The organism is Nonomuraea dietziae, assembly GCF_014195505.1.
Taxonomy (GTDB): Bacteria; Actinomycetota; Actinomycetes; order Streptosporangiales; family Streptosporangiaceae; genus Nonomuraea; species Nonomuraea roseola.
Genome location: NZ_JACIBV010000001.1, coordinates 331,369 through 345,871 on the forward strand (window position 1 = coordinate 331,369; position 14,503 = coordinate 345,871).

Below are 14,503 nucleotides of genomic sequence, written 5' to 3' on the forward strand. Positions count from 1 at the left end.
GCGAGACGAAGGGAAGGCTCACATGTCCATCATCACCGAGATCCTCACCGGCATCCTGCTGCTGCTGGCCGCGCTCATCAGCGCCGCCGCCCTGTGGGTCGGACCACCGCGATCACACGCAGATCGACACCGCCGCAACGGCTCCTGGACACAGTTTCCCGACGACAGGGTCTGAGGATCACGCGGCGTAGGTGCCACTGGCTGGAGCGACAGGTCTTGGGCAGCGCTCGCCACATGGTGCGTCAGTGACAGCGCAACCCGTCGATTCTTCTATCTCAGGGTTCGACGAGGCCGGTACGGATCGCGTAGCGGGTCAGCTCGAGCCGATCCCTACCGCGCCGATCGGCTCCCCGTGGAGGACGCGCTCAAGCGCGTTGTTGGACGCGGAGAAGATGTCAGTGGGGGCGCGGATTTAATGTCAGCGCCTTGGTACCTCGGCCGCGCGACAGGATGCAGACGATCTCGTCCTGCGGATCCTCGATACCTCGTCAGCCGCGCCACGGCCACGCCCGGCCGTCCTCGACGGGCGACGTGCCCGAGACGGCGCGGCGGCGCTGACGAGCACGGATCGACTCCGCTCCATTGCGCTGCCGAAATCCGATGCCAGGCCGGAACCGCTCACATGAGATAGCGCAGCCACAGGTAGGGCGTGGCTATGGCGATGGTGACGACGGTGACGATCAGGCCGTACTTGGTGAACTGCCAGAAACTGATCGGGGTGCGGTTGCGGGCGGCGATGCCCAGGACGACGACGTTGGCCGCGGCGCCGACGGCGGTGGCGTTGCCGCCAAGGTCGGCGCCGAGCGCCAGCGCCCACCACAGCACCTGCGCCTGCTCGCCACCGTTCGCCTGGACGAGGTCGGCGACGATAGGGCTCATGGTGGCCACGTAGGGGATGTTGTCGACGATGGCCGAGATCCCGGCCGAGGCCCACAGCAGGCCCATGGTGGTCAGGGCGAGCCTGCCTTGGGTCGTCTCGGTGGCGGCTTGTGAGATCTGCCCGATGACGCCGGTCTTCACCAGTGCGCCGACCATGACGAACAGCCCGGCGAAGAACACCAGGGTCGGCCATTCGACCTCGGCGATGGCGTCCTGGGTCCGCACCTTGGTGGCGGCGACCAGCACGCCGGCGCCCAGCAGCGCGACCACTGACGGCTCGTAGTGCAGCACCGGGTGCAGCACGAACGCCGTCATCACCAGGACGAGCACGGCCAGGCTCTGGGCGAGCAGCTGCCGATCGCTGATCGCCTCCCGTTCGTCCAACTGCAGGACGTCGGCGGCGCGGTCCGGGTCATAGCGGAAGGACTTGCGGAACAGGATCCGGCACAGCCCGATGAAGACAGCCAGCAGCACGACGACGAGCGGGGCCAGGTGGAGGAGGAAGTCGTTGAAGGTCAGCCCGCTGCGGCTGGCGATGATGATGTTGGGCGGGTCGCCGACCAGGGTGGCGGTGCCGCCGATGTTGGAGGCCATCGCCTCGGCGATCAGATAGGGCGCGACCGGTAGTGCCAGCCGTTCGCATACCAGGAAGGTCACCGGGGCGATCAGCAGCACGGTGGTGACGTTGTCCAGCAGCGCCGAGGCCAGCGCCGTGATGACGACCAGCAGCACCATCAGGGCGAACGGCCGGCCTTTGGCGCGTTTGGCCGCCCAGATCGCCAGGTACTCGAAGATGCCGGTCTGCTTGAGCACCCCGACGATGATCATCATGCCGAGGAGGAGGAAGATGACGTTCCAGTCGATGCCGGATTGCTCGGAGAAGAACGCCGCCTGGGCGTCGGTGGCGTGGATGGCCAGCATGATGCCGGCTCCGCCGAGGGCGGCGGTGACCCGGGGGATCTTCTCGGTGGCGATCAGCGCATAGGCGCCGAGGAATACCACCACCGCCAGGGCGGCGACCGTCATGGCGGGTTCACCTTGTCGGACAAGTTCCCGGCCGGGATCGGCTGTGAGGGGCTGGCTGCGAGGGTCTGGTCGCTGTCGGGCGGGGTCATGGTTCGACCAGGCCCGCGCGGATGGCATGGCGGGTCAGTTCCAGCCGGTCGCGCAGGCCGAGTTTGGCCAGGATGTTGGCGCGGTGCCGTTCGACGGTTTTGACGCTGATGACCAGGATGTCGGCGATGTCTTTGGAGGAGTGGCCTTCGGCGATGAGTTTGACGATCTCCTCTTCGCGTGAGGTGAGCAGGGTGTCGGGGACTGGCTCGCCGTGCTGGTGGCGTTGCAGGTAGTCGCGGATGAGGGCGGTGACCGCTCCGGGGTAGAGGAACGGCTCGCCGCGCATGGCCGCGCGGCAGGCTTCCAGCAGGTCGCGGTCGGCGACCGATTTGAGCACGTAGCCGCTGGCGCCGGCCTTGAGCGATTCGAAGAAGTATTGCTCGTTGTCGTACATCGACAGCATCAGCAGGCGGATGCCGGGCGCGCGCCGCGAGATCTCGCGGGCGGCCTGGATGCCGGTCATCCGGGGCATGGCGATGTCGAGGATGGCCAGGTCGATCGCGGCGTCGGCGCGGGTGGCGAGGTCGACGGCCTCGGCGCCGTCGCCTGCCTCGGCCACGACGGTCAGATCGGGTTCGGCGTCCAGGATGAGCCGCAGCCCGTGGCGTACCAGAGCGTGATCGTCGGCGAGCAGGATCCGGGTCGGCTGCGGGTGCATGCTGATCACTTTCGTCCGTTGGCGATGGGTGCAGTGGGGGTGAGGGGGATGGTCAGGCGCACGTCGGTGCCCGTGGAAGGGGCGCTGTCGATGGTGAGGTCGGCGCCGATGAGCATGGCGCGTTCGCGCATGCCGCGGACGCCGGCGCCCTCGTGGATCGGGCCGCCGCGTCCGTCGTCGATGATGTGCAGCACCACGGCTCCGGTCCCGGCGCGCAGCGACAGCTCCACCTGTGAGGCGCGGGCGTGCCGGGCGACGTTGGTCAGGCATTCCTGCGCGATGCGGTAGATCACCAGCTCGGTGTCGCCGCTCACCTGTGGCAGACGTGGGTCCAGCAGCCGGGTCACCGGCACGCCGCTTACCGCGGAGAAGTCGCTGGCCAGGGCGTTCATGGCGCTGATGAGCCCCAGGTCCTCCAGCACGCCGGGCCGTAGCCGGCGGGCGACCTGCCGGACTTCATCCAGGCTGGCGCGGACGGTCTCAGCGACGGTGTGCAGCTCTTCGCGCAGGTCTTGCGGCGCGCGGTCCACGGCGCGTTTGAGTCCCAGCAGGACCACGGTGAGGCTTTGGCCGATCTCGTCGTGCAGCTCGCGGGCGATGCGCTGCCGCTCGGCCTCCTGGGCGGCCAGGGCATGGGCGGTGCTGGCGCTGCGTTCGGCCTCCAACCGGTCCAGCATGGCGTTGAACGTCGCGATCAGCGTCCCCAGGTCGCCGTTGCCGCTGTGAGCGATGCGGTCGCTGGAACGCAGCAGGTCAACCCGCTCCATGAGGGCGGTCAGCGCGCCGAGCGGGGCCAGGCTGGTGCGCAGCAGCACCGCGTTGGCGGTGAGCATCACCGCCAGGCCGACGGCGAGGATCGGCAGCTCCGTCAGCAGAACCGGCGAGGACACCGTGGCCGGCGACAGCGCCAGTATGGTCAGCCCGAAGGTGAAGACCAGCCCGTTGATCAGGAACAGGCGCCAGAACAACGCCGAGGCCGGGGAGCGCGGCCTCCGGTCCGCGCGTGGTGATGCCTGAGGACGTCTGCCGGCTAGCCCGCTCATGCCTCCAGCCTCACCACCGCGGCCGGCCTCTGTCCATCGGTGACACACCCCATCGCCTCACTCGCGGACATGCGCCTACCTGCGGCGACCTACAGGGTGCCCACCCGCGGGAATGGGTGCTGGCCCCGATGGCGGCGCGGCCGGCTGTCCTACCAGACTGGCCAGACGGGGAGCCTGAGCGGCGCTGGGCGATGAAGAGGCTCGCGCGTCGGACGGGTGAAGGCGACATGGGAGGAGGGCACATGCTCGCATCGGGCGATCACATGGCCTCCATCCCCATGGCGCCCGCCCTGGCCGAGCCTGCGGTGTGGGTGCTGCTGGGCGTCCTGCCCATTGTGGTGATCATCGCGTGGGCGCTTGGCGTCGTCGGCGACGATGAGCGGCTGGTCGTGCGCAGGCTGGGCCGCGTGGCCGGGGTGCGGGGTCCTGGGCTTGTGGTGGTGTGGCCTGGCTTGGAGCGCGAGGTGCGGGTATCGCTTCGGCTGGTGTGCCTGGACCTGTTCTGCGCCGAGACGGTCACCCGGGACGGCGTGACCGTGCGGGTCAAGGCGACCGCTGTGGCCGCGGTGGTTGATCCCGTCCGCTTCGCGATGACGATGGACGGGCCGCTGACGGCCACCACCGTTGTCGCCGAGGGGGTGCTGAGGCGGCAGATCGCCCAACGGAATCTGGCCGATCTTCCCGCCATGGTCACTTACCACTGCGCCGAGATGGCCGATCGGATCAACGACTCGGCCAGCCGATGGGGAGTCCAGGTCACCCTCCTCGACGTCGCCGATATTCAGGTCCCGCTCAGGGGCGAGCTGATCGCCTGGGCCCAGGGCAGGACAGGGGTCCGGCGGCGGGAGAAACATCCGCGTGGATAAGGGACGTTCTCACCGAGCTATCGAGGTCATCGAGGTATCGCCATGAGCCTGCAGCAGCTGTACGGGGTGTTGCTGGCCGGCGGGATCGTGCTGCTGGCCAGCATCGCCGCGGCGCGCACAGCCAGCAGGCTCGGCCTGCCCAGCCTGCTGCTGTTCCTAGCGGTCGGCGTGCTGCTCGGCGAGGACGTCCTCGGGATCGACTTCGACGACGCCCAACTGGCGCAGACGCTGGGCACCTCGGCACTGGCCATCATCCTCATCGAGGGCGGCCTGAGCACCCGGTGGGCCGACCTTCGCCGGCTTCTGCTGCCGTCTGCCTTGCTGGCCACCGTCGGTGTGGCGGTCAGCGTCCTGCTCACCGCGGCCGGGGCGCACCTGCTACTGGGCATGAACTGGCAGCTGGCGCTGCTGCTGGGAGCGATCGTCTCCTCGACCGACGCGGCCGCGGTCTTCGCCGTCCTGCGGGCGCTGCCGCTGCCCCGGCGTATGGCGGGGATGGTGGAGGCCGAGTCCGGTTTCAACGACGCCCCCACCATCATCTTGGTGCTGGTGTTCAGCACCGCCACCGCCGACCTGCCCGATCCGGCCGCCATCGCCGCCCAGATCACCTACCAGCTCGCGGCCGGGACCGCTATCGGGCTGCTGATCGGCTGGGCCGGCACCGCCGCGCTGCGCTACGTCGCGCTGCCCGCCACCGGCCTGTACCCGCTGGCCACCCTCGGCCTGGGCGTCATCGCCTTCGCCGCAGCCGGTTACGCAGGCGCTTCCGGCTTCATGGCTGCTTACCTGGCCGGCATCGTGCTCGGCAACGCCGTCCTGCCGCACCGGGCGGCCACCCGCTCCTTCGCCGACGGCGTCGGCTGGCTGGCCCAGATCGGCCTGTTCGTCATGCTCGGCCTGCTGGTCAGCCCCAGTGAACTCCTCGCCGCGCTGGTTCCCGCCGTAGTCGTCGGCCTGGTGCTGCTTCTGCTGGCCAGACCCGCTTCGGTCGCGGCCTGCCTGATCCCCTTCCGGATCGGCTGGCGGGAACAGGCATTCATCTCCTGGGCCGGCCTGCGTGGCGCGGTGCCCATCGTCTTGGCCACCTTTCCCATCGTGGCCGCGGTGCCCGGCAGTCAGCAGTTGCTGAACATCGTCTTCGTCCTGGTCGTCATCTTCACCCTCATCCAGGGACCGACCCTGCCGGCCGTCGCCCGGCTGCTGCACGTCACCCAGCCCGGCCAGACCAAAGACATCGACATCGAGGCCGCACCGCTCGACGTCCTGAACGCCGACCTGCTCACCCTGACCATCCCGCCAGGCTCGCGCCTGCATGGCGTGGAGATCTTCGAGCTACGGCTGCCGGCGCCTTCGACGGTCACTTTGCTCATCAGGGACGGTGACACCATCGTCCCCGAACCCGACACCCGCCTGCGGGAAGGCGACGACGTGCTCATCGTCACCACCGCTGCCACCCGTGCGCGGGTCGAACGACGGCTGCGCGCCGTCGGACGCCGTGGCCGCCTGGCGCACTGGCACGGCGAACACGGCCACCCCGATTCGGATCCCCGCCACACGACTACGACGAGAGAAGACACCGCGCTGTGGACATCACGCACACCAGCATCCCGACCGGCGGCAGCGTCCACCACTGCGACACCCGGCAAGGAGACCACCTCGGCGTTATCGTCGCCGACACCGGCCGGCGCACCCTGCTGCTCTACAGCCGAGATGACCCCGACACTCCGGCGCACACCGTAGAACTCGAGCAGCAGGAAGCCGACAAGCTCGCTGACCTGCTGCACAGCCGGCCCCTCACCGAACGACTGGCCGCCGTAGAACAGCGCCTGGCTGAACTCACCAAAACCTTGCCCTAGCCCGCCCCGGACACGCGATGCCGCTGGGGCGGGCGGGCGCCCGCCGGTGCGATCGGCGGTTCAGGCGCGTTTGGCGATCGCCGTGATCAGCGGTTGGACCAGGCGAGCGGCCAGCGGACCGAACGCGGCCAAGATCAGCACATAAGCCGCGGCAAGCGGCCCAAGATCCGGATGAGCGCCGGCGGCCACCGCCAACCCGGCGATCACGATGTTGAACTCGCCTCGCGGGATGAGCGCGATACCCGCACGCGCCTGACCGGCACGGGCGATCCCGGCCCGACGGGCCGCGTAGAAGCCGGTGAGCAGCTTGGTGACCATACTGACCAGGGCCAGCAGCGCGGCCAGCCCGGCAACCGGCAAAATCTTGGTGGGATCGGTCTGCAAGCCGAAGAAGACGAAGGACACCGCGGCGAACAGGTCCCGCAGCGGCGCCAGCAACGCCTGCGCCTCCTCGGCCAGCTCGCCCGACGGGGCGATGCCGACCAAGAACGCGCCGACCGCCGCCGATACCTGCAGCTGCTGCGCGATCCCGGCCACCAGCAGCGCCAGCCCGACGACTTTTAGCAGCAGCACCTCGGAGTTGGGGCTGCGCACGAACGCCTCGATGAAGCGGCCATAACGCAGTGCCACCAACCGGACCATGCTGACGGTGGCCAGCGCGATGGCCACCGTCACCGCGCCGCCCACGAAACTCAGCCCGGCCAGCAGCGCGGTGAGCACCGGCAGGTAGATCGCCATGGTCAGGTCTTCGAAGACCAGCAGCGACAACACCACCGGAGTCTCCCGGTTACCGATCCACCCCAGATCTGACAGTGGGTGCGCTGCCGCGCGATCCGGTCGTCACCTGGTCCGAACGAGGCCGAGGCCCGCTGTCGTGGCCTTCCCCGTGACGACGCTTCCACCGTCACCACGTTCCGCCGAGCCCGCTCGTGGTCCTACCGCTCGCCAATGTACGGGGCACCCTCCTCACCGGCGGGCTACTGACCGTCGGTTCCAGCGCCGTCCTACTCGGCGACCAGCTGCTACGTGGGAGCCCTCCTCCAGAAGGCTCAACACGCCGATGAGGGACGCCGGCTCGTTTTTCACCGGTAGCTCAGACGAGCGCCGACCAAAACCGGGTGTGCCTGCGGACCTCCGGGGAACGCGCCCGCAGGGCAACGCACCCTCGAGGCGCGCCTGTCCCGTACATCGCGCTGATCGCGCACTATGCCGGTGCCGCCGGCCCTGGCCGCCTCGACCTTCGCCGCGTCGCGCTCGGGGTCGACCAACACGGCGAACAACACTCCTCCCACGATGGCCATACCGCCGGCCAGCATGAACACGATGGCGTAACCCTGGGCGAGGGTGCCCGCCGCCCGGGCCATGTCGAGGATGTGACCGGTGATCAATGGCCCGGCCGCGGCCAGGAGACCCGCCGCGGCCAATCCGGCCGACAGCACGCTTCTTTGCTGCCCGGGGGGCGTTATCTGCACGAGAGCAGGATTGAGCACGGCGCTGATGCTGATGGCCAGTCCGTAGCCCAGCATCAGCAGGGCGAAAGGCGCCACTGGCCCCGAGGCGAGGGGCAGGGCGGCGAGAAGGGCGCCGCCCAGCGCTAGCAGCACACCGCCGGACAGGCCGCGGGCGCGGCGGGCCGACGTCCCTTTCCTGAGCATCCGGTCGCTCCATGCGCCGTACCCGTACAGGAACACCATGGCGGTGATGCTCGGGACGCCGAACAGCGAGCCCGCGGTCACCGCGGAGAAGCCCAGGCTCACCTGGAAGTAGGACGGCAGCCATGTGAGGACGACGATCGCGAGCATCGCCACCGCGGTGTATGCGGCCACGAAGCCGGCGAAGGTGCCCGTCAGCAGGATGGAACGAAGGGGTGCACGCGACGCGACGGTCTCGGTCGCGGACGTCGCCCGGCCATGCGGCCCCTCTCGCCCGATCAACAGCCAGCCCATACTCCAGGCGAAGCCCAGGAGGGCGACGGCCAGGAATCCGGCCTCCCAGCCGAAGACGGCGATGACGACGGCCAAGGGCGGGGCGAAGAGCAGTTTGCCGAAGGACGCTCCGGTCGTGAGCAATGCCGTGGGGAAGCCGCGCCGCTGGTTCGGCCACCAGGTGTAGGCGGTGGCGTACGCCGCCGGTGCAGCGGGGCCCTCGGTCGCGCCGAGCATGGAACGCGTCGCCAGGAGCAGCGCGCCCGAGGCGGCGAAGACGATCGGCAACTGGAGCAACGACCAGATGACGACAACGGTGAAGAGGGTCACTTTGACCGGCAGCCGGTCTGCTACCAGGGAGTACAGCAGTACCGAGAGCGGACTGAGCAGGCCCGCGGCGCTGCTGACGGCGCCGAACTCGGCTGCCGAGAGCTCGAGGTCGGCCATGGCCGGCTGGGCGACGAGCCCGAGGATCGCCTTGTCCAGATAAGAGATGAGAAGGACACCGAGCAGCATCACAGTGATGCTCCAGGCCCGCACCGGACGTGGCTCGGCCGCCATGATCGGCGTGGTGATCGGCTCACGCCGCGGCAGAACACGTTCGCTCATCATGATGGTTCCTCCCTGAGGGCCGATGGGGGTGGGTGCGGACCAGAGCAGTCCGCCGGGGCGGGTTCGGACGCGGCGGATCACAGTGGGCTCAGCCGTTGACGAAGGTGAGGCTGTTCGCGTCGTAGCGGGTGCCCGCGATCTGCTCGGGCGGGGCGGCGGCCTCGATGGCGGCCAGGTCGTCGGCGGACAGTGATGTCCAGGGCAGCGAGGTTCTCCTCCAGGTAGCGCTGCCGCCGGGTGCCGGGGATCGACACCACGTCCTCGCCCTGGTGCTGCGCGCGCGTCCTGCAGGCAGACCTGCAGTCCGCGCTCGATCAAAGCGATCACACCCGGCTTCTAAATAGACGTACTCGGCACGGTCCCGCCAGGAAACAGATCGGGCAATGGCTGAAGGCCGGAGTGATCGAAAACGGAACTTCGCCCCGACCGACGAAGAAAGCCCTCAGAGCGGGGCGATCAGCCCGTTGCTGATCAAACGCTCAGGCGACTGCGTCCAGCCGCGCGCGCAGTTCTCCGGGGAGTACCAAGGCGGCGCCGGCCAGGGCTTCCTCCAGCTGAGCCACGCTGCTGACGCCAACGATCGGTGTCACCGCCGGGACGCCCCCGGTCAGCCAGGCGAGCACGATCCGGTTGCGGGTGACGCCGACTTCGTCGGCCACCTCGGTCAGCACGGTCAGCCGGCGGGCCGTCCCCGGATGGTCATAAGCCTCGGCCAGGGGGCGGTCGTCGCGGGTGTAGGCGCCGTTGAGCAGCGGGGTATAGGCCCATAGGGTGAGCTCGCGCTCCGAGCCAACGTAGTCGATGACCTCGTCGGTCACCCAGCCGAATCGGTGACTTTGATCAGCAACGGCGGCGCCGGGGCGCGGTCTGAGATAGGAGTGGCGTAGCTGCAAGGCGGTGTAGCTGGGCCAGCCGTTGGCCTGGGCGACGAGGCGAGCGCGCTCCACGCGCCAGAGGGCGTGATTGGAGGCGCCGAGACGGTTCACCGCGCCGGACTCCACGAGCAACGCCAGTGCGTGTCCGGTCTCCTCCAGCGGCACCGACCGATCTTCCATATGGGTCCAGAACAGGTCGATGTGATCAGTGCCCAGGCGGCGAAGGCTGCCTTCGACCGCTGTCTTGATCGCTGGGGCTGACAGTCCCTCTCGATTGGCCGGCCACTCGCCGCCGCCGACCGGTTGGGCGCCCGCCTTGGTGCTGAGTCGTACGCGGTCGCGAACGCCGGGACGTCTGGCCAGCCATGTGCCGATCAGCCGCTCGCTGTGCCCGCCCGCGCCGTTGGGGTCGGACCAGAACGCATAGCAGTTCGCCGTGTCGATCAGTGTGCCGCCCGCGTCGACGAACCGATCCAGCAAGTCGAAAGCGGTCTGTTCGTCCACCTGGCTGCCGAAGCGCATCGCCCCGAGGGCGAAGTTCACCTGTGCCATGTCGTGCTCCCCTTCGTCAGGACGGGCAGGAGTCTGGCAGCTGGAGCGCACTCAAGGTCAACCCTGCGATCGTGGGACATGAGCATCCCGGCGGCTCGATCACGGCCGGCACCTGCTCCAGCGCGGTGCCGTACGTCGCAAGACATCGACGGTGAGTTCATAGCGGCGGCCGCCATCAGGGGCGCAGCCGGTGGAACAGCTCTACCTGGGCGGGGGTATTCGATGTCCGCCTCGTCGTGCGTCATCCCCGAGCGGGCGGCCTTGTGGAAGGAGGCATGCTCTGGCCTTCGGGGAGGATCAGAGCGGATTCTGGCGTTACCGGGTGCGGGCGCCGTGACCCCGGCCGCAGCGGACGCCAGGCCGCGGGAGCCGGAGGTGAGCGGCAGAGGAACACGCGAGCGGGCATCCGAGGAAGGCCGATCCCCGACCAGCAGCGCCGGGACCGGCCCTACGATACGGCGCGGACTCAGCCGGCCGTCGGCTGCCGGCCTCCGTGGCCTGAACCGGTCTGCGGCGCCGGGCGCGCTGCCCGGCCGCCTGCTGGGCGCGCTCGGCCAGATGGCCCGCCGAGCGCGCTGTCGCCTGCCACGTCGCGGCCGTCCGGGAGGACCGCATCGGTGGGGTGCGGCCTCCCGGCTCCTGCCCCGTCACGACTGAGCAGCCGCCACCGCAGACAGCTCCTGCACGAGCGCCACAGGCCCGAGCGCCATCAGGGCCCGCACCGCGCTCACCTCGCGTGCTGATGCCCAGGCCCCGCTGCTGGGGGTGCGGAAGGCGGTGACCTTGATCGCTTGCTGCGTGAACCCGTCGACGCTCAGATACCGCATGCCGCCGGTCCCGCACAGGTACGTGCGCGCGCCGCACGCCTCGGCCAGATCAACGAACCGAAGTGACCGGCCAGACCGCGCCGGGAGATCGCTGCCGGACACCACCTGCCCTCGCCAGCCCAGCAGCCTCAGCATGAGCAGCGTGGACGACTCCGAGATGACGGAGAGGCGGTCGGTGGTGTCGAACAGTGACAGCAGCGGACCCAGACGCTCCTGGAACAACGGCCAGTGGCGGCGGCCGTAGAGCTGCTGGAGCAGCTGCCCGACTCGCCGCTGGCAGCGTGCGGGGTCGGCGAGCCGCGCGTCCCGGATGAGCGTCTGGCGGCCTTCGGGCAGGTGCGTGGCCAGCGACAGCCACTGCCGCACGCCGGGATCGGGAAGGGCAGCCAGGCGGGCGCGATGCTGGTAGTCCCGCGGGCGAACTGCACGTTGTCCAGCACGACCCAGCAGTCCGCAGCCCACAGCTTGGCCAGGGTGGTCAGCCGCGGGAACAGGTTGGGCTGATGGATGGCAACCCGCCGCGCGCCCGCCAGTAAGGCCTCAGGAGCCGAGGAGGCGGCTGTCGAACCCGGCGCGGAGAAGAGACTCTTTGCGTCATACACATCTCCTGGAACGTCCTGCTCGATGGCGAATCCGAGCTTCGGATACTCGATCACCCGCTGGAGGTCCCCGACGAGCATGTCCACGACCAGCTTGTCGTCACCGATCGCCTTGATGTAGTCGTCGAACTCCAGCGGCTCAGACGCGCACACGACCTCTACCTCGGGCCACACCTGGCGGGCCGTGGCGTACGCCCGGCGCTCCATGTACGGCTTGGAGATCAGCAGCACGCTCCGCGGTTCAACCCCTGCCTCGGCCAGCACCTGCCGCGACAGCGTCACGTTCTGGCCGGTGTTGCCGGCGCGGGTCTCCAGCAGGATCGCTTCGTCGGGCACGCCACGCTTCAGGGCGCGCTCACGGTAGTGCACCGCCTCCCCGCGCGGGAACCGCGCCGCAGTAGTCGGGCTGGTGGCGCCAGAGAAGACCAGCGTGGGGAAGAGGCCGGCGTGGTAGAGGTCGGAGGCGACGTCGGCGACGCCGAGGTCGTGGCTGCCCAGTCCGATCGCCGCGTCACAGCGCCGCACCGGGTGGGGCATCTGATGTGGGAGCGCTGGGCATACGATGCCAGTCTCCGAACGCAGATGGCTCATCAGGGATAGACAAAAGGCCGAGGTGACGGCTGCGACGATCAGCTGAACAGGTGCAAAACTCGTTCGGCCTGGCGTTCCAAGGTGCCTACTGGGTTATGGGGTGTGGCTGGCCCGTCAGGGCCGAGCATGAGGAACCACCCCAGCGCAAACAGGCGGCGAAACTCCCGTACGCGTTCGGCTTCCTGCTGGGTCAGGTCGATATAGGCCAGTAGCCGCTCTACGTCTAGAACGCCATCGACGCGGGAGATGTGCTCGGCTACCTCGCCGAGTTCGAAGGCGCGATCACTGCGGCCGGAGTCTTCCCAGTCGATGAGCCGCACCTGACGCTCACGCTCGTCCCACAGGTAGTTGGCGTGGTTTCCGTCAGCCAAGCCGAGGATGGGCGGCAGCGGGTTCACGGTGAGTTCGTCCGGAACGGAGGAGGCCAGCCAGGCGGCGCCCGCTTGGAACGCCTGCCGCACCACAGGGTCGTCGCCAAGGTCGGGTTGTTTGTCGGCCCAGGCGCGGACTTTGTTTACGGCGGCCGCAGGGTGCCACGCGGCGGGCTCGACCTCCTCGATTACGCGGGCGGGGATCTGCTGGTGCAGCCGGTTCAGCGCGGCGGCCATCGCGCCAACCTGCTCGTCGGTGATGTGCTCACCGCGCAGGACGCGGCCGGGCAGCCTGGTCATCACGATCGTAGGAGGACAGGCTTCGAGTTCGGCTCGGACGGGCGTGGGCGCAAGGCCGGGAACGTGTTCTGCGAGGAGGGTCAGTGCCGCCCATTCCCGGTGGGGTTCTCCTCGATCCCAGGAGGTGTATCGCTTGGTCACGACGTCGTCGCCGAGCTCGAGGTTGTGCGTACTGAATCGGTCAGCCGTCATCGCTCGTTTCGCCCTTCCGTCCCCCCGCTGGAGGAAGATCCTCCAGTTCGCCCTCCTGGGAGGGAGGAAGGCCACGGAGACTACCGCAGCTGGCGCATGTCGCGGGTGGAAGAGGCCGCTGACCGGCAGCGGCTCATGGCCGAGGCACGCGCGCCTCGTCAGCGACGCCCGCTCGGCACCCTCGCCGAGCTGGCCGCTGTGGCCCAGGCCGTCGCGGCGACCACTCCCGGCAGCACTGTGACAATCGCCTCGCTGGCTCGTGAACTGGGCTGGGCCGATACCGGCCGCGGATGGGACAAGGAACGGCTGTATCGCTGGACGGTCGATCTGCCCGCTGTCGGCGAGCCGCGAGGAAAGGCCCGCCTGCTGGACCGCAAGCTTGTACTCGACCGGATCTACGAGCATCTGACCGCGCTGGTACAAGATCAGCGTCCGGCCGTCCAGACCCCGATCACCACGGCGCAGATTGGTGCGACCCTGACAGCTGGCGGGAAGAGCAATCATGCTGTGCCCGTCTGCGGCGCGCTGCGTCTACCTCCTGCTCGCCTCCTGATAGACCCGTATATCTTAGGCGCGTGGCTGGGCGATGGCGATACCGCGGCGGCGCGGATCGCCACCGCAGATGCGGAGATCGTGACGTACCTGGAAGCTGCGGGCTACGTGGTGCGCAAGCTGTCAGGGACTTATGCCTACAGCATCCGTCGATGTGCTGACGGTGTCGACATCCCGGCGGTCCTCGTGTGCGCCATGTGCGAGGGGGACTTTCCCCCGAGCCATCGCCGACAGAGATACTGCTCGCGACAGTGCCTTGGCGAGGCCGTCAAGTCCGGCACTCACCGTGCCGCAGCACCTCGCCGGTGCGCCGAGTGCCAGGTCCTGCTCGCGCGCAGCTCGACAGGGGAGCGGTGCCGGGCGTGCTGGCGGCTGGCCACCTTCAGCGGTCAACTCAAGGCGTTGGGAGTGCACGGAAACAAGCACATCCCTACCGCCTACCTTCGTGCCGGCCTCGACCAGCGACGTGCGCTCTTGGCCGGTCTCCTGGATACCGACGGCACCGTCAGCCCTGCTGGGCAGGTCCAGTTCACCACGACGAACAAGGACCTCGCGAACGGCGTACACGACCTGATCTGTTCTCTTGGGCTGCGACCGGCCATGGCTCAAGGCCGAGCTCGCCTAGGTGATCGCGACTGCGGCCCAAATGGACTGTCTCCTTCACGACCGCCACCCAGGTCTTCCGGCTC

11 protein-coding genes and 3 pseudogenes are annotated in these 14,503 nt (G+C 69.0%); 5 read left to right on the forward strand and 9 right to left on the reverse strand.

Going from position 1 to position 14,503, the window contains the following annotated elements:
• The first annotated feature begins 22 nt into the window (after nucleotides 1-22).
• Nucleotides 23-175: a hypothetical protein gene (locus FHR33_RS01640; RefSeq protein WP_183642513.1), complete on the forward strand. Its 153-nt coding sequence runs from the start codon at nucleotides 23-25 to the stop codon at nucleotides 173-175.
• Nucleotides 176-618: 443 nt separating this feature from the next.
• Here the strand turns inward: FHR33_RS01640 and FHR33_RS01645 are convergent, their stop codons facing one another.
• From FHR33_RS01645 to FHR33_RS01655, 3 genes are all read right to left on the reverse strand, one after another.
• Complete coding sequence (locus FHR33_RS01645) at nucleotides 619-1,905, reverse strand: ArsB/NhaD family transporter (protein WP_183642516.1); 1,287 nt, start codon at nucleotides 1,903-1,905, stop codon at nucleotides 619-621.
• An 85-nt stretch (nucleotides 1,906-1,990) separates the two neighbouring features.
• Nucleotides 1,991-2,653, reverse strand: a complete 663-nt coding sequence (locus tag FHR33_RS01650; RefSeq protein ID WP_183642519.1) for a response regulator — start codon at nucleotides 2,651-2,653, stop codon at nucleotides 1,991-1,993.
• Nucleotides 2,654-2,658: 5 nt separating this feature from the next.
• Nucleotides 2,659-3,696 carry a HAMP domain-containing sensor histidine kinase gene (locus FHR33_RS01655; RefSeq protein ID WP_183642522.1) on the reverse strand — a complete coding sequence of 346 codons (1,038 nt, stop codon included), beginning with the start codon at nucleotides 3,694-3,696 and terminating at the stop codon, nucleotides 2,659-2,661.
• A 242-nt stretch (nucleotides 3,697-3,938) separates the two neighbouring features.
• Between FHR33_RS01655 and FHR33_RS01660 the strand changes: the two genes are divergently transcribed.
• The 3 genes and pseudogenes from FHR33_RS01660 to FHR33_RS53735 all read left to right on the forward strand — a co-directional run.
• Nucleotides 3,939-4,562, forward strand: a complete 624-nt coding sequence (locus FHR33_RS01660) for an SPFH domain-containing protein (RefSeq protein ID WP_183642526.1) — start codon at nucleotides 3,939-3,941, stop codon at nucleotides 4,560-4,562.
• A gap of 42 nt (nucleotides 4,563-4,604) precedes the next feature.
• Nucleotides 4,605-6,302 carry a potassium/proton antiporter gene (locus FHR33_RS01665; protein WP_246451571.1) on the forward strand — a complete coding sequence of 566 codons (1,698 nt, stop codon included), beginning with the start codon at nucleotides 4,605-4,607 and terminating at the stop codon, nucleotides 6,300-6,302.
• A pseudogene (locus FHR33_RS53735) lies at nucleotides 6,209-6,418 on the forward strand (cation:proton antiporter regulatory subunit); the annotation flags it as partial. The gene FHR33_RS01665 and the pseudogene FHR33_RS53735, both read left to right, overlap by 94 nt.
• A gap of 60 nt (nucleotides 6,419-6,478) precedes the next feature.
• Here the strand turns inward: FHR33_RS53735 and FHR33_RS01670 are convergent.
• From FHR33_RS01670 to FHR33_RS49650, 6 genes and pseudogenes are all read right to left on the reverse strand, one after another.
• On the reverse strand, nucleotides 6,479-7,189 hold the full coding sequence (locus tag FHR33_RS01670; protein ID WP_376773087.1) for a cation:proton antiporter: 711 nt from the start codon (nucleotides 7,187-7,189) through the stop codon (nucleotides 6,479-6,481).
• 311 nt (nucleotides 7,190-7,500) lie between these two features.
• On the reverse strand, nucleotides 7,501-8,952 hold the full coding sequence (locus FHR33_RS01675; RefSeq protein WP_246451573.1) for an MFS transporter: 1,452 nt from the start codon (nucleotides 8,950-8,952) through the stop codon (nucleotides 7,501-7,503).
• Between the two features lie 482 nt (nucleotides 8,953-9,434).
• On the reverse strand, nucleotides 9,435-10,382 hold the full coding sequence (locus FHR33_RS01680; RefSeq protein ID WP_183642534.1) for an aldo/keto reductase: 948 nt from the start codon (nucleotides 10,380-10,382) through the stop codon (nucleotides 9,435-9,437).
• A gap of 647 nt (nucleotides 10,383-11,029) precedes the next feature.
• Nucleotides 11,030-11,671, reverse strand: coding sequence for a WbqC family protein (locus FHR33_RS01685; protein ID WP_221240870.1), 642 nt, complete (start codon nucleotides 11,669-11,671; stop codon nucleotides 11,030-11,032).
• A gap of 359 nt (nucleotides 11,672-12,030) precedes the next feature.
• Nucleotides 12,031-12,399, reverse strand: a pseudogene (locus FHR33_RS52370) (YdcF family protein); the annotation flags it as partial.
• Nucleotides 12,400-12,437: 38 nt separating this feature from the next.
• Entirely contained in the window at nucleotides 12,438-13,766 is a 1,329-nt protein-coding gene (locus FHR33_RS49650) for an aminoglycoside phosphotransferase family protein (protein WP_246451574.1), read from the reverse strand.
• 243 nt (nucleotides 13,767-14,009) lie between these two features.
• On the opposite strand from FHR33_RS49650, the pseudogene FHR33_RS53090 reads away from it, so the two are divergent.
• Nucleotides 14,010-14,396, forward strand: a pseudogene (locus FHR33_RS53090) (LAGLIDADG family homing endonuclease); the annotation flags it as partial.
• Nucleotides 14,397-14,503: the final 107 nt, after the last annotated feature.